We start from the raw sequence: 19,571 nt of genomic DNA, 5'->3' as shown, positions 1-19,571 counted from the left end.
GCGGACCCCTCGCTTGCTGTGTTTCCCGCTTCACCCCGCGTCATCCGTTGGTTGTTCAACTATCAAAAATAGGAGTCTCAACATGTCACACGATTTTCGCCGTACGCACCTGAACAAGACCGCACGCTTGCTGGCCGGCCTGGCCGCGCTGCTGGGCTTTGCCATGGCCGGCAAGGGCCAGGCGGCCGAGCCGCTCAAGACGTGCTTCCTGTACTCGAATCCGATCGGCGAGAGCGGCTGGACTTACCAGCACGAGCTGGCGCGGCGCGAACTGGCGGCGGCCTACGGCGACAAGATCAGCACCAAATACGTCGAGAACGTGGCCGAGGGGCCGGACGCCGAGCGGGTCATCCGCAATTTCGTCCAGGAAGGCTGCAAGCTGATCTTTACTCCGTCGTTCGGCTTCATGGAGCCGACCCTGAAGGTGGCGCGCCAGGCGCCGCGGGTGATTTTCATGAACGCCAGCGGCTATAAGACCGCGCCCAACGTCGGCGCCTACAACGGCCGCTATTACGAAGGGCGCTATCTGGAGGGGGTGCTGGCGGGCCATGTCAGCAAGAAAGGCGTGGTTGGCTATGTCGGCGCCTTCCCGATCCCCGAGGTGTTGCAGGGCTTGAACGCGTTTACCCTGGGCCTGCGCAGCGTCAATCCGAACGCCCAGGTCAAGCTGATCTGGGTCAACGCCTGGTACGACCCGGGCAAGGAACGCGACGCCGCCAACACCCTCGCCACGCTCGGCGTCGACGTGCTGGCCTACGCCACCTCCGGCGTCGCGGTGGTGACCGCGGCCGAGGAAAAGGGCATCCCCACGCTGGGCTATTACTCGGACATGTCGAAGTTCGGCCCGAAGACCAGCCAGACTTCGGTGCTGCAAACCTGGGGCGGTTATTACATCAAGGTGGTCGACGACGTGTTGGCCGGGCGCTGGAAGTCGGCCAGCGTGGTGGGCGGATTGCGCGAGGGGATGATCAAGATGGCGCCGTTGAACGGCGCGCTGGCGCCCGAGTTGCGGGAGAAGTTCGCCGCCGTCGAGCGCGACATCGTCGAGGGACGGCTGTTTCCGTTTGCCGGACCGATCTACGACCAGAGCGGCAAGCAGCGCGTGGCCGCCGGCAAGGTGATGGGCAACGCCGATTTGGACAACATGAATTACCTGGTCACCGGCATCGACGGCAGTGTGCCGAAGCGATGACGGCTGCGCTGCGGGGCCGGCGCGCGCGGCCACTGGCGCGCGCCGGCGGCGCCCGCAATCCGATTGAATTTGTATAGGGTAACTAGGACATGGCAAACAATATCTTGATCAAGAACGCCCACAGCGTCCTGACCGGCTTGCGCGGCGACGCCGCGCGCAGCCCGGCAAGCGATGTGCGCGTCGCCGACGGCGTCATCACGCAGATGGGCAAGGCCTTGCCGGCGTTGCCGGGCGAACGCGTGCTCGACGCGCGCGATTGCGTGATCTACCCGGGCTGGGTGAACACGCACCACCATTTGTTCCAATCGTTGTTGAAAGGCGTGCCGGCCGGTATCAACCTGACGCTCAGCCCGTGGTTGCAGGCGGTGCCGTTCAGCTACCGGCGCATGTTCAACGAGGAACGGCTGCGGCTGGCGGCGCGCATCGGCATTGTCGAGCTGATGCTGTCGGGCTGCACCACGATCGCCGACCACCACTATCTGTATTACCCGGGCATGTCTTACGACGCCTCGGCGGCGCTGTTTGACGAGGCCGACAAGCTTGGCGCGCGTTTCATGCTGCAACGCGGCGGCGCCACCGTCGCGCGCAAGCTCGAGGCGAACGACAGGCATTCGCTGGAGCCGGAAACGCTGGACGGCATGCTGGCGGGCGTCGAACGCACCGCGGCGCGCTTCCACCAGCGCGGGCCGCGGCCGCGCACGCGGGTATCGATGGCGCCGACCACCGCCAACGTCTCGGTGCGCCGGGAGGAGCTGACCTTGATCGCCCGCGCCGCCCGCGGCATGGACATTCCCCTGCACACGCACATGTCGGAGAGCGTCGCCGTCATTGAACATTGCCGCTCCGCCTACGGCTGCCTGCCGATCGAGTATTTGGCCGAGCACGAATGGCTAGGCCCGGACGTCTCGCTGGCCCACCTGACCCACCTGAGCGACGGCGAGCTGCGACTGCTGGGCAGCTCCGGCACCGGCATGGCGCACTGTCCGCAAAGCAACGCGCGCCTGGCCGACGGCGTGGCGCGCGCGCCGGACCTCGACTTGCTGGGAGGGGCGGTCTCGATCGGGGTCGACGGCGCCGCCTCGAACGAGGCCGCCGACATGCTCAGCGAGGTGCATTTCTGCTGGCTGATGCACCGCGCCCACGCCGGCGCCGCGACCCGCCCCAAGCTTGAAGGCGGGGGCGAGGCCGGCGCCGACCGGGTCTCGGTCGAGCAAGTGGTGCGCTGGGCCACGGCCGGGGGCGCGCGCGTGCTCGGCTTCGACGGCGTTGGCACGCTCGAGGTCGGCCAGGCCGCCGACCTGGCGGTGTACGACCTCGACACGCCGCGCTACTTCGGCCTGCACGACATGGCCATCGGCCCGGTGGTCTGCGCCGGCCGGCCGCGCCTGCGCTGGCTGCTGGTGGACGGGCGCGTGGTGGTCGAGGAAGACGCCATACCGGGCCTGGACATGGCGCGCTTGCGGGCCGAGGCCAACGCCGACGTGCTGCGCCTGATGCGCGCGGCGTGAGGCGGTCCGGCGCGGCGCCTCGGCGACGCCGGGCCATTCATTGCGATTCCGATATATTGATTTCCTTGTTTATTGCCGATTGACACGGTGATTCGCCAGTCGGTATAAATAGCGGTAGCAGTAGCAGTAGCAGTAGCAGTAGCAGTAGCAGTAGCAGTAGCAGTGTTAAGTGGGTAGAAGCGTTCAGTTGATACGCGGCCGCGCAAGCGCCACGGTTCGACAGGAGATTGCTCACTGGCGGAGGGTTCGTCAGTGGCAGCTCGTCTGTTTTTCAGAGCGCCCCTGACAGTCCTTCGGAAAGTAGAGCGTGCATCTCGGTTTGAGGCGCGCGTCATCCCAACCTGAAGTATTGTGAGGAGCACCCCCATGATTGTCGACACCAGTTGTTATCCCACCAACCTGGTCGATCTCGCTTGGCGCCACGACGGCGAACCGTTCACCGGCGAACGCCTGATCCAGATGATGGACGGCCCGTACATGGTCAACGGCAAGCCGCGCCGGATCGACAAGGCCTTCATCCAGCCGCCGCAAGGTAACACCATCTACACCTGGACCGACGGCGAGCTGACCGGGCGCGAGTCGATCGACGCCTACATGGCCTACACCGTCGAGATGGTGAAGACCTACCCGGACCGCCTGATCGGCTGCTTCGTCTACAATCCGCGCTGCGGCGTGGAGAACGGCGTCGAGGCGATCGAGTATTACGCCAAGGAACTCGGCTTCAAGATGGTCCAGTTCCAGGCCAATATGCACGCCTACCGGCCCGACCGGGCGCTCGACTGGCTGCGTCCGGCGTTGAAAAAATGCGCCGAGCTGGGCCTGCTGGTCAAGCTGCACACCGGCGACGGCCCGTACAGTATTCCGACCGAATGGGTGCCGATGATCAAGGAATTCCCTTCCGTCAATTTCATCATGGCCCACTTCGGCGTGCAGACCGGCGGCGTGTATTGCTTCGAGCCGTTCCAGATGGCGATGGACTTGCCCAACGTGTATTGCGAGTCGAGCTGGTGCCTGCAGTCGCGCATCGTCGAATTTTCCAAGGTCCTGCCGACGCACAAGATCCTGTTCGGTTCCGACACGCCGCCGAACGAGCCGGGCATGTGGTTGCGCCTGCTCGAAGTGCTGTGCTTCGAACCGCCGCAGGGCCTGAACCTGGACGAGGACACGCTGGAGGATTACCTGGGCAACAACCTGGCCCGGATGGTCGGCCTGACGCCGAGCCCGCCGCCGCGCTCGCTCGACGAGGCCCGGGCGCGCCTGGGCGAGAGCAACCGGCGCTAGCGCGCCGCCTATTCCTTGATTTGATCCATCCGATTTGGAGTTTCACATGATTATCGATACCCATCTGCACCCAACCAACCTGGTCGACGAAGCGTGGCGCCACACCGGCGAACCGTTCAACGGCGAGCGCATGCTCAAAATGATGGACGGCCCCTACATGATCAACGGCAAACCGCGCCGCATCGACATGGGCTTCATCCAGCCGCCACCGGGCAACACCGGCTACCGCGACGGCAACCGCCGCGGCCGCGACGGCATCCGCGACTATATGGCCTACATCGCCGAGCTGTGCCAGAAATATCCCGACCGCTTCATCGGCAACTTCACCTTCAACCCGCGCTGGGGCCCGGAGGAGGGCGCGCTGGAACTCGAATTCCACATCAAGGAATACGGTTTCAAGATGCTCAAGCTGCACGCCAACATGCACGGCTACCGGCCGGACCGCGCGCTGGACTGGCTGCGCCCGGCGATGAAGGTTTGCGCCAAGTACAACATCGTCGTGCTGATCCACACCGGCGACGGCCCGTACACGATCCCGACGCAGTTCTACCCGATCATCCGCGAGTTTCCGATGGTGAACTTCATCATCGGCCACTTCGGCATCCAGACCGGCGGCAACTACTCGTTCGAAGCGTTCTGGATGGCGATGGACACGCCGAACGTGGTATGCGAGTCGGGTTGGTGCTTCCAGTCGCGCATCGTCGAGTTTGCCAAGCAACTGCCGCGCAGCAAGATCGTTTTCGGCACCGATACGCCGCCGAACGAGCCGGGCATGTGGTTGCGCGAACTCGAAGTGCTGTGCTCGCCCGCGCCGCAGGGCATGGGCCTCGACGAGGACGGCCTGGAAGACTATATGGGCAACAATATCGCGCGCCTGGTGGGCATCAAGACCACGCCGCCGCCGCGCGACCTGGAGGACGCGCAGGCCCGCCTGAGCGACACCTACGCGGGTGTGAAGTAGGGCGGCGCAAGCGTCGTAGAGCAAGAGCGGCGGCGCGCGGGCTGGTCCCGGGCGCCGCCGCACCCCAGCGGAAAGAACCCGAAAGAGAGCCGACATGACTTCGATCCAGGCGCCAGCCCAGCAAGACTTTCACGAATTTTTAGCCAGCTACCGCGACCGCTACCCGGACGACGTGCTGACGGTGCGCGAGGAAATCAGCGCCAACCAGGACGCCACCGCGCTGGTGTGGCAGCTGGCCGCGGGCGGCCGCCATCCGATGCTGGTGTGCGAGCGGGTGCGCGACCTCGGCGCCAAGCTGGTCACCAACGTGTTCGCCTCGCGCCAACGGGTCGCGCGCATGCTCGGCGTCGAGCCGGCGCAGATCCACGCCGAATACCAGGCGCGCGCGCGCCGCCTGCTGCCGCCGCGGCAGGTCGCCAGCGGCGCGCTGCTCGACCGCGTCGAGGACAGCGGCATCGACCTGCGCACGCTGCCGATCATCCAGCACTTCGGCTCGGATCGCGGGCCGTACATTACCAACGCCATCATCGTCGCCGAACACCCGGACAGCGGCGCCGGCAATATGAGTTACCACCGCTCGATGCTGCACTCGTCGACCGAGATCGCCACCAGCCTGCATTCGCGCGGGCATTTGTGGCGCCTGCTGCAGATCGCCATCGAGCGGCGCCGGCCGATGCCGGTGGCGATGGTGATCGGCGCCCATCCGCTGTTCATGCTGGCCGGCGCGGCGCGGCTGCCGTTCGGCGTCGACGAGCGCCACGTCGCCGGCGGCCTGTTCGGCGCGCCGCTGGAGGTGGTGCGCACGCCGAAATACGGCATCGCGGTGCCGGCCTCGGCCGAGTTCGTGCTGGAGGGCGTGATCGACCCCGAGGCGCGAGTCGAGGAGGGGCCGTTCGGCGAGTTCACCGGCTATTCGTCCGACCGCTCCACCAACAACCTGCTGCGGGTGGAGTCGGTGCTGCGCCGGCGCGACGCGATCCTGGTCGACGTCGTTGGCGGCAATTCGGCCGAGCACTTGAACCTGGGCCGGATTCCGCGCGAGTCCGAAATGGTCGAAAAACTGCGCGAGCGCTTCCCCGGCGTGACGGCGGTGCATTATCCGAGTTCGGGCACGCACTTCCACGCCTACGTCGCGGTGCGGCAAACGCGCGCCGGCGAGGCGCGCCAGATCATGCTCGGCCTGCTGGGCTGGGACCCGTACCTGAAAACGGTGGTGGCGGTCGACGCCGACGTCGACATCACGCGCGACGAGGAAGTGCTGTGGGCGCTGGCGACGCATTTGCAACCGCACCGCGACGTCGTCATCGTCGACGGCTTGCCGGGCAGCGCGCTGGACCCGTCGGCGTCGGGGGTCGGCACCACCTCGCGCATGGGCCTGGACGCCACGCGCGGCCCCGACTTCGACGGCGTGCGCGCGACGCTGGACCACGACGCCATGGCGCGCGCCGCGCAAATCCTGGCGCGCGTGCACGCCTAGCCAGGCGGCGCCGACCGCCCTTGCTCCCCGGCCAGGTCGACGGTCAGCGCCAACAGTTGACGTTTTCAAGACGGCTCAGGTACCTGGCTTTTGTAGCCGTTGCGGGCGAAATCCGCTTCCGCATGTTGTACGATAAGCGGAATATGAGGTCGCTGTACGTAACAACGGCTCACTCGGGCGCTATCAGGGCGTTAACCGGACGGCAACGCGTGCCGTCTGGTCCGCAAAAAATTTTCCCGGCAACGCCGCTAGACCGTCGGCGTACCGGCTTGCCGCGCCAGCGCCTGCAACACCTGCTCCGGTTTGATCGGATAGTGGCGAAAGCGCACGCCGATGGCGTCGTACACGGCGTTGGCGATGGCCGGCCCGATGGCCACGATCGGGTCTTCACCGACGCCCTTGGCGCCGAACGGCCCGCCCGGATCGGGCGCGGTTTCCAGAATCACCGTGTGGATAGGCGGCATGTCCATCGACAGCGGCATCTTGTAGTCGACAAAGTTGGCGTTGAGCGAGCGCCCGGTGCGCAGGTCGATCTGGTAATCCTCGTACAGCGTGTGGCCGATGCCTTGCTGAATGCCGCCCTCGATCTGGCCGGCGGCGCCGACCGGATGGATCACCTTGCCGATTTCATGCACCGGAATGACCTGGCTGACGGTGATGTAACCGGTTTCAATGTCGACCTGGACCTCGACGTAGTGGGCCGCGAACGAATACGACTTGGTCGGGTGGTAGGTGGCGGTGCCGACCAGCTGCGCGGCCGGAACGCCCTTGCGCGCCATCACCGCCTGGCACACCGTCATGCCGCGCATGCCGTCGCCGCGCACGGTGATGGCGCCCTGGCCCAGTTCCAGTTCCTCCGGCGCGACGTCGAGCTGCCGCGCCGCGCGCGCCAGCAGTTGCCGCTTGACCTCGGTCGCCGCCATCTGCGCGGCGCGCCCGCCCATATAGGTGGTGTGGCTGGCGAACGCGCCTATGTCCCACGGCACCACGTCGGTGTCGCCGTGCACCACCGAGACGTCGTCGAACGCCACGCCCAGCTCCTCGGCGACGATCTGCGCCAGCGCCGTGTGGGCGCCGGTGCCCAGGCCGGCGGTGCCGGTGAGCAGCACCACGGTGCCGTCCTCGTTCATTTTGACGATGGCGTTGCCTTGCTCCTGGATGCCGGGATAGGCGCTGCTGCCGTGCATTTCGCAGCCCAAGCCCCAGCCGCTGCGCAGCGCTCCGGTTGGCGGGCGCGCCTGTCGGCGTCGCGCGTCCCAGCCGCTGAGCTCGCGGCCCCGCTTGATGCAGTCCTCCAGCCCGTGGCCGATCAGCGCGTGGTTGGACGGCGCGATATCGCCCTCGCGCACCGCGTTCTTCAGTTTCAGCTCGACCGGGTCGATGCCCAGCCTGGCGGCCGCCTCGTCCATCTGGATGTCGAGCGCGTAGTAGGTTTGCACCACGCCGTAGCCGCGGAAGGCGCCGGCGATCGGGCTGTTGGTGTAGACGCAGCGCCCCTCCAGCTGGATGTGCTCGCAGCGGTACAGCGACAGCAGCGCCGAGGTGCCGACGATGGTCACGCCCGGCCCGTGCGAGCCGTACGCGCCGGAGTTGAACACCACGCGGGCCTGGCGCGCCGTCAGCGTGCCGTCCTTGCGGAAACCTTGCTTGAGCCAAATCTTGGCCGGGTGGCGCGAGCGGCCGCCGACGAAGGTTTCCTCGCGGCTGTATTCCATGCGCACCGGCCGCCGGGTTTCCCTGGCCAGCAGCGCGCACAGGAATTCGTGCTGGAACAGGTCCTGTTTGGCGCCGAAGCCGCCACCCATATGGTCGACCAGCACCCGCACCTTGTGCAGCGGCAGCCCCAGCACCTCGGCCATGATGCCGCGCACCATGAAGGCGGTCTGGGTCGAGATCCACACCGTCAGGTTGCCGTTGCCGTCCCAGCGGCAGGCGCAGACGTTCGGTTCCATATAGGCCGGCGTCGGCCGCCCACCCTCGTACTCGCCCTCGATGATGAGGTCGGCCTCGGCGAAGCCGCGCGCGACGTCGCCGCGGCTGAACGCGACCGGGGCCAGCACCAGGTTGCCGCCGGGGCCGGTTTGGTGGATAGTCGGCGCGTCGGGCAGTTGCGCCGCCTCGACCGTGAACACGGCGGGCAGCTCCTCGTAGTCGACCTCGATCAGCGCCAGCGCCAACTCGGCGATCTCCTCCGTCACGGCGGCCACGGCCGCGATGCCTTCGCCCCAGTAACGCACCTTGTCGTCGAGGATGTACTGGTCGCAGGTGACGGACGCCGAGCGCGGATGCGGTGAGCCGGCGTGCAACACGCGCGGCACGTTGGCATGCGTGAGCACCGCCTTCACGCCGGGCAGCGCCAGCGCTTTGCTGGTGTCGATGCGCTTGATGTTGGCGTGCGCCACCGTGCTGCGCTTGATCTTGCCGTATAGCAGGCCGGGCAGGTCGATGTCGCCGGCGTAGCGCGCCTCGCCGGTGACCTTGCCCAGCAAATCGGTGCGTGTGACACTCTTGCCGATGATGGCGTGGTTCATGCGTTCTCCCGCTGCAGGATTTGTTGCGCCGCCGTCAGGGCGATCGCCTCGATGATCTTGGTGTAGCCGGTGCAGCGGCAGATGTTGCCGGCGATGGCGAAACGGATCTCCGCCACGCTCGGCGCCGGATTGTCGTCGAGCAGCGCCTTGGCCATGACGATGATGCCGGGCGTGCAAAAGCCGCACTGGGCCGCGCCGCACTGCATGAAGTTCTCTTGCAGCCGGTGCAATTGCTGGTGCGAGCTTTGGATGCCCTCGATGGTGACGACGTCGCAGCCGTCGACCTCGGCGGCCAATACCAGGCAGGCGTTGACCGGCTTGCCGTCGAGGAGGACGGTGCAGGAGCCGCACTCGCCGACGTCGCAGCCTTTCTTGGTGCCGGTCAGGCCGGCTTCGGTACGCAGCGCGTCGAGCAGGCTGCGGTGGGTCTCGACGGCGAGCTCGCGCGCCTCGCCGTTGACGGTGACGGCAATCATGCGTTTCATTGGGTGTTCTCCCGTGCTTGTTGGAGTGCTTGTTCCAGGGCGCGGCGGGTCAGCACGCCGACCATCTGGCGGCGGTAGTCGGCGCTGGCGCGCACGTCGCTGATCGGGCGCGCCGCCGCCATCGCCTGCGCGGCCGCCGCGGCGACCAGGGCGGCGTCGACGCGCTGGCCGAGCAGCAAGGTTTCCGCCCGCCTGGCGCGCAGCGGCGTGGCCGCGACCGCGCCCAGCACGATGCGCACCGCGCTGCAGACGCCGCCTTCCAGCGTCAGCGTCACCGCCACGCCGACGGTGGCCAATTCCATCGCGATACGCCGGCCGTGTTTGATATACACCTTGCCGGTGTGCGGCGGCGGCGCCGGGACCGTAACGTGGGTGGCGATTTCATCGAATCCCAGCACGGTCTTGCCGGCGCCGGTGAAGAAATCCTCCAGCGCCACCGTGCGCGCGCCGTCCGGTCCGTGGATGCCCAGGACGGCGGCGTCGGCGATCAGCGGCGGCAGCGTGTCCGCCGACGGCGAGGCGCGGCAGACGTTGCCGACCACGGTGGCGCGGTTGCGCACCTGGACCGAGGCGAAGTCGGTGCTGGCGCGGCACAGGCCGGCGTAGTGACGGCGCGCCACGGCCGAGGTCTCGACGGCGCGCGTGGTGACCAGCGCGCCGATGCGCAGCCCGTCCGGCGCGGCGTATTCCAGCCCGTGCATGGCGGCGATCTTTTTGATGTTGATCACCTGCGCCGGATGCCGCAAATGCTCCTTCATCTGCACCAGCAAGTCGGTGCCGCCGGCCAGCACGCTGGCGCTGCCTTGGTTACTGCGCAGCAAGGCGACGGCCTCGTCGAGCGTGGTCGGCTCAAAATAGTCAAAATTTCTCATCGTTCTTCCTTGTCGAAACGGCGGACGGCAGCGGGGCTGTCGGGGCGGCCCGGCATCCATCGCCGCGGCAAGGTGATAATGTCGCTTTCCCAACCATCAGTAAATGACTACAATCATATTTATTGATCGTAAAAGGCGATGAATCCGATGGCTAATATGAACGTCTCGCTGCGCCAGTTGCGCGCCTTTATCGCCGTCGCCACCGAGCAGCATTTCACGCGCGCGGCCGACAAGCTTGAGTTGTCGCAGTCGTCGGTGAGCACGCTGGTCAACGAGTTGGAGGCCAACCTGGGCCTGCGCCTGTTCGACCGCCACACGCGCTTGCTGCGCATCACGCAGGCCGGCGCCGACCTCTTGCCACTGATAAAAAAGGCGGTGTCCGACATCGACAGCGTGATCTTCAATTCAAGTGAATTGAAGGCGCTGGGGCGGGGCAGGGTGTCGATCGCGGCGTCGTCGGTGCAGGCGGCGTTGATGTTGCCGCGCTTCATCAAGCAGTTTTCCATCGAGTACCCGGGCGTGACGGTGGAGTTGCACGACGTCGCCGAGCACGAGGTGGCCAAGATGGTGCGCTCCGGCGAGGTCGACTTCGGCATCGGCACCGAGGCCGACAGCAAGCTCGACCTGTCGGCGCACCTGCTGTCGGCCGACCCCTTCGTCGTCGTCATGCGCGCCGACCACGCGCTGGCCGAACGGCGCCAAGTGCGCTGGCGCGACGTCGCCGACCTGCCCTTGATCGGTCCGCGCCAGGGCAACCCGATCCGGGAGCGGCTCGACAGCGCGCTGGCCGGCGAGGGCATCGTGTTGACCCGGCTGCACGAGGTATACCTGCCGCTAACGATGGTCGGCATGGTCGAGGCCGGCTTGGGCGTCGCGATCATGAGTACCGCTGTGACGCGGCTGGCGACGGCGCTGGGCCTGGTCACGCGGGCGTTGAGCGAACCGGTGATCAAGCGCGAGGTGTCGCTGCTGTGCCACGCCGACCGCTCGCTGTCGCCGACCGCCCAGCGTTTCCGCGACGCGCTGGTGCGCAAGCGCTTCGACATGGAGTGATCACGCACTCGTGCGTTATCGGTCGCGGTCAATCGACTGCGCCGCGTATACCATCCGAGCCTAGCGCCCGCCGCGGCCGCTGCTGTTCGTTTTGCCCAGCGCGCTGGCGGCGGCGCTGGTGTCGCGTTATGTGGCCGAGCCGGCCAATCTGGCGCTGCGGAATTATTTCTTCGCCGGCGGGGGTGACGTTTCCGCCGCGATGTGTCATAATGCGGCCGCTTCGGGAGGTTAGCTCAGGGGTAGAGCACTGCATTCACACTGCAGGGGTCGCAAGTTCGAAACTTGCACTTCCCACCAAAGAATACCTAGTTGGACTAGTACGAAAAAAATACGCCGACCACTCAGATGGTCGGTTTTTTTTCGCCCGTGTAGTTTCCCCTTCAAACAGTTTCCGGCATGTTTTCCAGTGCGCCCGGCCGCGCCGCGCCATTCGCCGCCAGGGTGATGACCCGCCCGGCCATGCGAATGGTGTCGGGGCGGTGGGCGATCACCACCTTGGTCAGCTTCAGCGCCGACACCGATTCGTTGACCAGCCGTTCGCAGCCGACGTCGAGGTGGCTGGTCGCCTCGTCGAGGAACAGGATGTCGGGCCGCTTGTAGAGCGCGCGCGCCAGCAATAGGCGCTGCTTCTGGCCGCCCGACAGCGCCGCGCCCATGTCGCCGATCAGGGTTTGCCACGCCATCGGCATGGCCAGCACGTCCGCCTCGACGGCGGCCATGCGGGCGCAGGCGCCGACCCGCTCCAGGTCCGGCGGTGAGGAAAAGAAGGCGATGTTGTCGGCGATGGTGCCGGCCAGCAGTTGGTCGTCCTGCATCACGGCGCCCAGCCTGGCGCGCCACGCCTGCAGGCCCACCGCGGCCAGCGGCCGCCCCATGACGAGCACCTCGCCCTCGGTCGGCGTGAGCAGGCCGAGCATCAGCTTGAGCAGCGTGGTCTTGCCGCAGCCGGAGGGGCCGACGATGGCCACCGATTCGCCCGCTTCGATGCGCAGGTTCAGGCCGTCGAACAACCACGGTTCGGTGCTGGCGTAGCGGAAGCGCACGCCGCGCAGTTCCAGGTCGGGGATGCCGGCCCGCGGCAGGCCGTTGCCGCCGCGCGGCTCCGCCTCGCTCAGCACGATGTCGGCCAGACGCTCGCGCTGGATGCGCAGCAGGCGCACCTGGAAGTACAAGTCCACCAGCGCGCTGATGCGGGCCGAGAATTGCAGCTTGAAGGCGGCGTAGGCGAACGTCATGCCGATCGACATCTCGTTGCGCATGATCAGCAGCGCGCCCAGGTAGATCACCAGGATGTTTTCTACGCCGAACACCAGCGTGTTGGCGCCCTGGAACAGCGTGCTCAGGCGCTGCGCCGCCAGTTCGCGGTTGGTGGTGTGCACCAGCAGGTTGATCCAGGCGTGGCGGCGCTGGTCTTCGTGGTTGAACAGTTTGATCGACTGCATCGCCCGCACGCTTTCCAGCAGGTGGCTGTCCTGCCGGGCCGCGTGGCCGATGCGCGCCTCGGTGGCCAACTGGAACGGCCGGTTCGACAGCAGGCGCACCGCCAGGTAGACGGCCAGCGCGGCCAGCGTCACGCTGGCCAGCCTGGGACTGTAGGCCCACATCATGGCGAAGGCGACGGCCGCCATCAGACCGTCGAGGGCGGCGCTCAGCGCGGCCGTGGTCAGCGTCTGGCGGATCGCCTGCACGGCGCCGAAGCGCGAGATGACGTCGCCCAGGTGGCGTTTGATGAAGTAGTCCATCGGCAGGCGCAGCAGGCGCGTCAGGACGCCGCTGGACCATTGCAGGTTGATCTGGGTGGAAAAATAGATCACCAGCCAGGTGCGCAGCGTCGACAGCGCCAGTTGCAGCACCAGCAGCATCAGGAAGCCCAACGCCAGCACGCCCAGCAAGTCGGTATCGTTGTGCAGCACCACCGCGTCCAGTACCCATTGCTGGAAGAACGGCGCGAGCACCGCCACCAGCTCCAGCGCCAGCGACACCATCAGCACCTGCGTCAACGCGCGCTTCATGCCGGTGACGCCACCGACCAAGGCCCCCAGGCTGACGCTGCGGCGGTGGTCGGCCGGCTCGAAGTCGGCCATCGGCGACAGTTCCAGCGCGACGCCGGTGAAGTGGCGCGACGCCTCCTGCCAGCCGATTTTGCGCACGCCAGTGGCCGGGTCGTGCAGCGTGATGCCGCGCCGGCCGGCTTTCTTCAGTACGACGAAATGGTTCAGGTCCCAGTGCAGGATGCACGGCGTTTGCAACTGGTCGAGGTCGTCCAGCTCCAGCCGCAACGCGCGCCCGGCCAGGCCGAGCTGGCCCGCATAGCCGACCAGGTCCTTGACCGACGCGCCCTTGGCCGACGTATGCAAGGTGGCGCGCAAGCCGATCAGGTCGTGCTGCTGGCCGTGGTAGGCGCCTATCATCGCTAGACAGGCGACGCCGCATTCGGACGTTTCGGTTTGCAGCAGCATCGGCAAGCGTTTGCCAAAGCCAAATACCAGCTCGGAAACGGGGTTCATCGTTGCTCCTGTTGCGCCGGCTTGGCGTGAATGATCCAGTCGATCAGCCGCACTTGCGGCAGCGCGATATTGGACTCGATCGCCATGCCTGCTTGCAGCGGCTCTTGCAGCGCCAGTGTTTCGGGCGCGAGCAGCACGCTAAAGCGCGGCTGGGCGCCAGCGTCGGCCTGCGGCTGCGGCGCGCGGGATACCGAACTGATGCTGGCGTAACCGTGCCGGCCCGCGTCCGCCGGCAGCGCCGGATAGCGTAGCGCGATGCGCTGGCCGCGCCGCAGCAAGGGCAGGGCGCTGGCGGGGACCAGCAATTGGGCCGTTGGCGTGGTGCCGCGTGGCGCCGCCGCGTCGGCCAGCAGGCGACCGCCGACCCGCAACTGCGGCGTGTAGTGGGCGCTCGACAGCAGCAGCGCGATGCCGGCGGCGGCGAGCAGGGCGGCGCCGCAACAGCCCCACAGAATGCGCGGGCTGCGCAGCAGAATGCTGCCTTCGGTCGGGTCTTGCTGGGAGTGGCTCAAGGCCTGGGCGCGAAAAAGCATGGGCAGGGGGAATGGGGGTGGCACACCGAACCGGCGGCTGCCGGTTCGGTGACGGGGCCTGCTGCCTACCCGCGCGGTCTTGGAAACGGACGTGGCGCGGGTATCTGGCCGGGACTTAGCGCTCTGGCACGCCGGTAGGGCAGCCGGACATGGCGTTCAGCGTGATGCAAGGGATATTCGTTGGGCATTGGCCGCAAGCGACCCACGAATGGGATACTTGTGCCTGTCCGCCGGCTGCGGCACCCATTTCGCTGTCGCTCAGATTGCGCAAGGACGTCGTGTTCAGCTTGAGTTTGCTATTTGTAGACATTGACTGCTTTCAAAAAAGGACCATTTTTCAACCTGCTGGTCCGCTAACAGGTATTGCAAACAGGCTTGCAATGCTTTCCTCATCGAGGATGAATAGGGGGGGCGAGGGCGTTGCGTCCGGCCAGCAGCGGCAGCGACCAGTGCAGCGCGGGCGGCCTGCCGTCGACGTGCGCGCAAGCCAGCGCGACGCCGGCCATGCCTTCGAGCAGGCTTAACTGCGGCGCCTGTTCGAGGCGCGCGACGACGCCGCCGGCGTCCTCGTGCAGGTGCAGCGCGTCGCAGGCGGCGGCCATGTCGGCCAGGTCGGCGCTATCGCCGCCGAGCTGGCGCAGCAGCCAGCCGGCGCCGGCGCTGCCGTGGCACAACCACGGGTCGACGAAGCCGAGTTCGCCGAGCGGGCGCCGGCGCATGCTGTGCAGCAGCCGGTCGGCCCAGTCGTCCAGCGCCGGCGCGGCCAACGCCGCGGCGGCCAGGCGCAGCGCGCCCGCCATGCCCAGGTCGCCGTAGCACCAGGCGCAGCGCGCCGCGTCGGCGTCGCCGGCGACGACGCCGAAGTGCGACTTTTGGCCCGTGTGTTCGTGATGGCGCAGGAAGGCCAGAGCTTCGGTCAGCAGCGCGCGTGCGCCGGCGTGCGGCGCCGGCATGCCGGCGAGCGCGTAGCCGAGCGTGGCCAGCACGCCGGCCTGGCCGTGGGCGACGCCCATGTCGACGCAGCCGAGCGGGTAGGCTTGCCCCATCGGCAGGCCATGCACCCAGGCCGGCGGCGTGAACCAGCTGGCGCCGCGCTCGTCGCGGCTGGCCATGGCGCCCAGCCGGTCGAGCGCCGCGTGCAGCGCGGCCGGGTCGGCGCCCTGCCTGGCGCGGTAGCCGGCGTAGACGGCCAGCCCGCTGATGCCGCTAATGAGGTCGAAGCGATACGGCAGGTCGCGCTCGTGGCGTAGGCAGTCGTGCAGATAGTCGTCGAAGTCGCAGGCGGCGTCTTGCGCCAGGCCGAAGCCGAAGTGGCGGTCCAGCTCCAGCGCGGCGTACATCACGCCCTCGGCGCCCTGGTACAGGCCGTGCTCCAGTTGCGGTATGGCGCCGAGCAGGCGCTGCACGCAGTCTTCCATCAGCGCGACGTCGAGCCGGGCGTGCGGGCAGCGTTCGGCCAGCACGGCCATGGCCAGCAGGTGGCCGGCCGCGCCACTGGCGTAGGACGGGTTGTCCCAGGCGCCGGCGACGCTGGCGGCCAGCCGCGCCAGTACGCTGCGCATGAGGTGCTGGCGCAGCGCTTGCGGCGGCCGTGGCATCGGCATCGGCAGAGTCACGCGCTCGCTCCGGCGGCCGCCGCCGCGCCGCGGCGCTGGGCCTGGCGCGCGCGCTCAAGGCGGCGGGCGAAGTCGTACAGCACCACTTCGTGGCGTCGCGGTTCGCTCGGCGCCAGGCGGTTGCAGTGCATGTGCAGCAGGCTGTGCCAGACGTCTTCGTGGCGCGCCTGCCGTTCCCGCGCCAGCTGCGCGCGCAGGGCGCCGATCAGCGTGTCGCGCTCGGCCGCGCGGCTGTGCAGGTGCGCCTGCCAGCGCGCCAGCGCGCCAGCGGGCCGCTGTCGTGGCGCAGGCTGTCGAGCTCCTTGCGCATGTCGCGGAAGCGCCCGCCGAGGGCCACCAGCGCCTGCGAGCGGGCCGCGCCGGGCGCCTGCTCGTTGAGGAAATCGCCGGCCAGGGTGTCGAGCATGCGTTCGCGTTCGGCGTGCTCGGGACACAGGCGCAGCGCGTAGGCGTCGAGCGAGGCGAGCGCGAACAACCAGCGCGGCGGCGCGTCCGCGGCGGCGCTGTCGGCCAGCGCCGACTCGATATCGAGCAGCACGCGCATGTCGTCGGAGTCGATACGGAACAGCTGTTCGCACAGCGCCATCGCCGGCGCGCCGCCATAGCGCTGCGTTTCCGGCACATAGTGGTCGCCGACGACGCGCCACAGCAAGCCGTCGGCGCGCGCGCGTTCCAAGTCCCGGTGCAGCCCCGCCAGGGTGTGTAGCAGGGCGTCGTGGCGGCGGCCGTGAAAGCGCAGGCGCAGGTGCTCGAAGCGGTCCTGGTAGCGGACGAAAAACCAGCGTTCGATGGCGCCGGCCGCCACAGCGGCCTGCATGGCCGGCATGACGACGTCGCGCAGCACCCGGTCGGCATGGCCGCTACCGGTATAGATGCGCAGGTAGGCCCAGTCGTCCAGCGCGGCGCAGACCTGGCCTTCGCGTTGCAGTTGCCGTGGCGGGCGGGCGGCGGGCGCCGCGGCCGGCGTGCGCGCCGGCGGGTCGGCGCGCGCCAGGTTCAGCGGCAACACCCATTCCTGGTTATGCAGCGACATGCCGGCGTGCTCCAGCGCCAGGTTCAGGGCCAGGCATTCCTGCACCGTCGCGCTGGGCAGCTTGATGATTTCGTCGAGCAGCATGTAGGCCGAGGCTGGATTGTCCAGGTCGATCGGCAGGCGGTTGTCGCCCTGGTCGATGGTGACGAAGCGCGGCAGGCGGCGCGCGTTGCGCCAGTGCGCCAGCGTGTGGCCGACCAGCGCCCGGTTGAGCGCCTCGATGTCGTCCTTTTTCAAGGTCCATTGGGCGCGCGCGACGATCAGGCCGGCCACTTCGACGCGCGGCAGGCGCGGCAGGTGGCGCGTGGCGTGCGGCCAGTGGAAGCCGATCCAGGCCGCGTCGTCGTCCTGCAGTTGGCACAGGAACTGGTAGGTGCCGAGCTGGCGCGCGCTGTAGTTGTGGGCGCTGGTCAGGCGCGCGATGACCTGGCGGCCGCTGTCGCGCTCGCGCAGCACGAAGCGCTCGCCGACCAGTTGCACGGTGAGGTCTTCCATCCACAGCTGCCGATCGCGCGGCAGCTCGCTGGCGCCGGCGAAGACGATGTCGTGCGTGCCCAGACGCGGGCGGCGCAGGATGTTGAGCAGGCGGTCTTGCGGGTGGTGGATGATTTCGGCGTAGATTGCCGCGTCGTCGCGCGCGCCGCTGTCGCTGTACTGGCGCGCGGCGGCGCCCAGCTGGTCGCTCAGGTGGCAGAAGCGGCCCAGCATTTCCAGGCCGTTGCGGCCGTCGACGCCGTGCAACTGGATCGGCGGCGGCGCGCCGTCGGCGCCCGGCAGCACGCTGACATGCGCGTACAAACCCTCGGCCAGCAGATGCGGCGAGGGCGTCGGCGCCGGCAGTGCGGCCAGGTCGGCGGCGCTGATGACGATGCTCGACTGGCCGCTGGCGGCCGCCTCGAACAAGCGCTCGACGAGCAGTTTGTCGAAGGCGTTCAGCAGTGGCGCGGCGCTCTCCGGCGGCGCCTCCGGCGCCAGTCTCAAGCCGTCGAGCAGGGGCGAGCCCAGCGCGCCCTTGGCGGGGAAGGGGATGCCCAGCTCGGAATGCAGGGCGTAGGCCAGGTTCACTTCGCGCTCCTCGAAGCGTTCGCGGAACAGGCGCTTGTAGTCGTCCAGCGCGCCGCGCCGGCGCGCCGTGTGGCGCGCCAGCAGTTGCGCCGCCACGGCGATTCGTTCGGCGACGGCCGGCTCGATGCTGGCGTTGGCGTCGTCGATCGAGTCGACCTGGACGACGCCATGTTTGAGGTGGGCGGCGTCGACCTGGGTTTCGACGGTGGCCTGCAAGGCTTGGTAGTGGGGTACCAGCGCGGCCGGGCTGGCGGCATGGGCGCGCAGTGCGTGCAGTTGGCGCTGCACCGCGCGCAGCGTGGCGGTGGCGGGATGCGGCGCGCCAGCGGACAGCAACCGGTCCAGCGAGCAGCAGCTGGCCGCCGTCGCCGCCAGCTGCGGTAGCAGCAGGCGCCGGTCGATGCTCTGGTGCAGGAACTGGCGCGCCTCGTCGGCGTCCACTTCCAGCTCGCCGACCAGCGCTGCGCACAGTTGCTCGAATGGCTGCGGCTCCTGGCAGCGTTGCTTGAGCAGCGCCAGGCCCTCGTTCATGGCCAGCTCGATGGCGCGGTAGTTGCGCTGTCCGTTGTCCTGGTAAATCCAGTCGACATAGGCCAGGTGGGCGCCGACGACGTGCGCGGTGCTGCTGATTTGCCAGCACAGGGTGGCGCGCCAGTCGTGGTCCTTCAGGGCCGCTTCGAGCAGACGCGCTTCGACCCCGGCGTCGAGGTGGATGCCGCGGCGGATGGCGCGCGGGGACGCCGGCGCCGCGGCCGCGTCAACGCGGGCGTACTGGACCTGGGCGAACAGACCGAACGGGGTGCAGCGGAATGCCGCGCGGCTGAGGAATTTGCTCAGGCTGACGAGCGCGCTCCTGCGCTCCGTGCCCTCCAGGGCGGCGCCGCTTCCGCGCAATTGCAGCAGCCGCCCATGCAAGGCGGCGCTGGCGATGTACAGGGCCTCCTCCAGCAGCGGGTCAAGGTATTGGTCGATGACGAACTGCTCGGCGCCGGCGCTGGCGTGCCAGTCGGTGAACGTTGCCATCGGCAGCAAAGGGCGCCGGATGAGGGCAAAAGTTGCGCTACCGATCGTCTTCGTCATGAATACATCCGTCCGTTGGGACGTGCCACCGCACGCCGCCATGTTGGCAAACGGCCGCAAGCGCGGCCGGTCGATTCCCATCGCGCGCCCAAGCACCTGAGGCGCGGTTTGATGAGCAGCAAGTGTCGGCGCGCGCCAGTGTAGCGTCTAGTGGTTTCGGCAATATTATTGAAAACAATACCGGCGGAGACGGGCGCGGTCGGTCACGCCCCTGTGGATGCTGGACCTAGCCATACCAATTAAAATTGGCTTTGAAGTGGTATTGGGCTGCGCGCCTGGCGTCGCGGTGGCGGGACTGAGCCGGTAGAAATGCCAGGGCCGCGGCGCGTCCGGCACTGTGTGTCATCGCCCGCCGGCTTTGAGCCTCGCTAGGAGTG

General features: G+C 68.0%; 14 protein-coding genes and 1 tRNA gene. 7 read left to right on the top strand and 8 right to left on the bottom strand.

What is annotated here, in order from left to right; translation table 11 throughout:
* Positions 1–82 precede the first annotated feature (82 nt).
* The 5 genes from JANGC3_RS0106725 to JANGC3_RS0106705 all read left to right on the top strand — a co-directional run bounded on the left by JANGC3_RS0106725 (position 83) and on the right by JANGC3_RS0106705 (position 6,419).
* Positions 83–1,192, top strand: coding sequence for a BMP family ABC transporter substrate-binding protein (locus JANGC3_RS0106725; protein ID WP_026132656.1), 1,110 nt, complete (start codon positions 83–85; stop codon positions 1,190–1,192).
* Between the two features lie 89 nt (positions 1,193–1,281).
* Positions 1,282–2,700, top strand: coding sequence for an amidohydrolase family protein (locus JANGC3_RS0106720; RefSeq protein WP_017875720.1), 1,419 nt, complete (start codon positions 1,282–1,284; stop codon positions 2,698–2,700).
* Between the two features lie 366 nt (positions 2,701–3,066).
* A complete protein-coding gene (locus JANGC3_RS0106715) occupies positions 3,067–3,981 on the top strand; it encodes an amidohydrolase family protein (RefSeq protein WP_017875719.1) in 915 nt (304 codons plus the stop codon).
* Positions 3,982–4,027: 46 nt separating this feature from the next.
* Positions 4,028–4,942, top strand: a complete 915-nt coding sequence (locus tag JANGC3_RS0106710; RefSeq protein ID WP_017875718.1) for an amidohydrolase family protein — start codon at positions 4,028–4,030, stop codon at positions 4,940–4,942.
* A gap of 94 nt (positions 4,943–5,036) precedes the next feature.
* Positions 5,037–6,419 carry a UbiD family decarboxylase gene (locus tag JANGC3_RS0106705; protein WP_017875717.1) on the top strand — a complete coding sequence of 461 codons (1,383 nt, stop codon included), beginning with the start codon at positions 5,037–5,039 and terminating at the stop codon, positions 6,417–6,419.
* Between the two features lie 248 nt (positions 6,420–6,667).
* On the opposite strand, the gene JANGC3_RS0106700 is transcribed toward JANGC3_RS0106705, so the two are convergent.
* The 3 genes from JANGC3_RS0106700 to JANGC3_RS0106690 are packed head-to-tail and all read right to left on the bottom strand — an operon-like array spanning position 6,668 to position 10,307.
* The gene (locus JANGC3_RS0106700) at positions 6,668–8,950 is read right to left on the bottom strand and encodes a xanthine dehydrogenase family protein molybdopterin-binding subunit (RefSeq protein WP_017875716.1); all 2,283 of its coding nucleotides are present in this window, start codon (positions 8,948–8,950) and stop codon (positions 6,668–6,670) included.
* Positions 8,947–9,426: a 2Fe-2S iron-sulfur cluster-binding protein gene (locus JANGC3_RS0106695; protein ID WP_017875715.1), complete on the bottom strand. Its 480-nt coding sequence runs from the start codon at positions 9,424–9,426 to the stop codon at positions 8,947–8,949. The genes JANGC3_RS0106700 and JANGC3_RS0106695 overlap by 4 nt, the downstream gene beginning before the upstream one ends.
* A gap of 5 nt (positions 9,427–9,431) precedes the next feature.
* Positions 9,432–10,307 (bottom strand): FAD binding domain-containing protein, encoded by an 876-nt coding sequence (locus JANGC3_RS0106690; protein ID WP_017875714.1) that lies wholly within the window; start codon positions 10,305–10,307, stop codon positions 9,432–9,434.
* Positions 10,308–10,463: 156 nt separating this feature from the next.
* Here JANGC3_RS0106690 and JANGC3_RS0106685 point away from each other — a divergent pair, with 156 nt between their 5' ends.
* Positions 10,464–11,360 carry a LysR family transcriptional regulator gene (locus JANGC3_RS0106685; RefSeq protein WP_017875713.1) on the top strand — a complete coding sequence of 299 codons (897 nt, stop codon included), beginning with the start codon at positions 10,464–10,466 and terminating at the stop codon, positions 11,358–11,360.
* Positions 11,361–11,582: 222 nt separating this feature from the next.
* Positions 11,583–11,657 (top strand) — tRNA-Val (locus tag JANGC3_RS0106680).
* 83 nt (positions 11,658–11,740) lie between these two features.
* Here JANGC3_RS0106680 and JANGC3_RS28580 read toward each other — a convergent pair.
* From JANGC3_RS28580 to JANGC3_RS0106655, 5 genes are all read right to left on the bottom strand, one after another.
* Positions 11,741–13,867, bottom strand: coding sequence for a peptidase domain-containing ABC transporter (locus tag JANGC3_RS28580; RefSeq protein ID WP_017875712.1), 2,127 nt, complete (start codon positions 13,865–13,867; stop codon positions 11,741–11,743).
* The gene (locus JANGC3_RS0106670) at positions 13,864–14,379 is read right to left on the bottom strand and encodes a hypothetical protein (RefSeq protein ID WP_157406489.1); all 516 of its coding nucleotides are present in this window, start codon (positions 14,377–14,379) and stop codon (positions 13,864–13,866) included. The genes JANGC3_RS28580 and JANGC3_RS0106670 overlap by 4 nt, the downstream gene beginning before the upstream one ends.
* A 410-nt stretch (positions 14,380–14,789) precedes the next feature.
* Positions 14,790–16,016 (bottom strand): lanthionine synthetase LanC family protein, encoded by a 1,227-nt coding sequence (locus JANGC3_RS0106665; RefSeq protein ID WP_157406488.1) that lies wholly within the window; start codon positions 16,014–16,016, stop codon positions 14,790–14,792.
* Positions 16,013–16,147 carry a hypothetical protein gene (locus tag JANGC3_RS34290; protein WP_017875709.1) on the bottom strand — a complete coding sequence of 45 codons (135 nt, stop codon included), beginning with the start codon at positions 16,145–16,147 and terminating at the stop codon, positions 16,013–16,015. The genes JANGC3_RS0106665 and JANGC3_RS34290 overlap by 4 nt, the downstream gene beginning before the upstream one ends.
* A gap of 74 nt (positions 16,148–16,221) precedes the next feature.
* Positions 16,222–19,194, bottom strand: coding sequence for a lantibiotic dehydratase (locus JANGC3_RS0106655; protein WP_198292000.1), 2,973 nt, complete (start codon positions 19,192–19,194; stop codon positions 16,222–16,224).
* Positions 19,195–19,571: the final 377 nt, after the last annotated feature.

The organism is Janthinobacterium sp. CG3 (genome assembly GCF_000344615.1).
Classification (GTDB): Bacteria; Pseudomonadota; Gammaproteobacteria; order Burkholderiales; family Burkholderiaceae_D; genus Janthinobacterium.
Note: the sequence above shows the minus strand (reverse complement) of the source record. Positions and strands in the feature narration are given on the sequence as shown.

Bases quoted from the DNA above. Each gene is read 5' to 3' on its own strand.
- JANGC3_RS0106725 (WP_026132656.1), top strand. From the start codon at position 83: ATGTCACACGATTTTCGCCGTACGCACCTGAACAAGACCGCACGCTTG.
- JANGC3_RS0106720 (WP_017875720.1), top strand. From the start codon at position 1,282: ATGGCAAACAATATCTTGATCAAGAACGCCCACAGCGTCCTGACCGGC.
- JANGC3_RS0106715 (WP_017875719.1), top strand. From the start codon at position 3,067: ATGATTGTCGACACCAGTTGTTATCCCACCAACCTGGTCGATCTCGCT.
- JANGC3_RS0106710 (WP_017875718.1), top strand. From the start codon at position 4,028: ATGATTATCGATACCCATCTGCACCCAACCAACCTGGTCGACGAAGCG.
- JANGC3_RS0106705 (WP_017875717.1), top strand. From the start codon at position 5,037: ATGACTTCGATCCAGGCGCCAGCCCAGCAAGACTTTCACGAATTTTTA.
- JANGC3_RS0106700 (WP_017875716.1), bottom strand. From the start codon at position 8,950: ATGAACCACGCCATCATCGGCAAGAGTGTCACACGCACCGATTTGCTG.
- JANGC3_RS0106695 (WP_017875715.1), bottom strand. From the start codon at position 9,426: ATGATTGCCGTCACCGTCAACGGCGAGGCGCGCGAGCTCGCCGTCGAG.
- JANGC3_RS0106690 (WP_017875714.1), bottom strand. From the start codon at position 10,307: ATGAGAAATTTTGACTATTTTGAGCCGACCACGCTCGACGAGGCCGTC.
- JANGC3_RS0106685 (WP_017875713.1), top strand. From the start codon at position 10,464: ATGAACGTCTCGCTGCGCCAGTTGCGCGCCTTTATCGCCGTCGCCACC.
- JANGC3_RS28580 (WP_017875712.1), bottom strand. From the start codon at position 13,867: ATGAACCCCGTTTCCGAGCTGGTATTTGGCTTTGGCAAACGCTTGCCG.
- JANGC3_RS34290 (WP_017875709.1), bottom strand. From the start codon at position 16,147: ATGCACTGCAACCGCCTGGCGCCGAGCGAACCGCGACGCCACGAAGTG.
- JANGC3_RS0106655 (WP_198292000.1), bottom strand. From the start codon at position 19,194: ATGACGAAGACGATCGGTAGCGCAACTTTTGCCCTCATCCGGCGCCCT.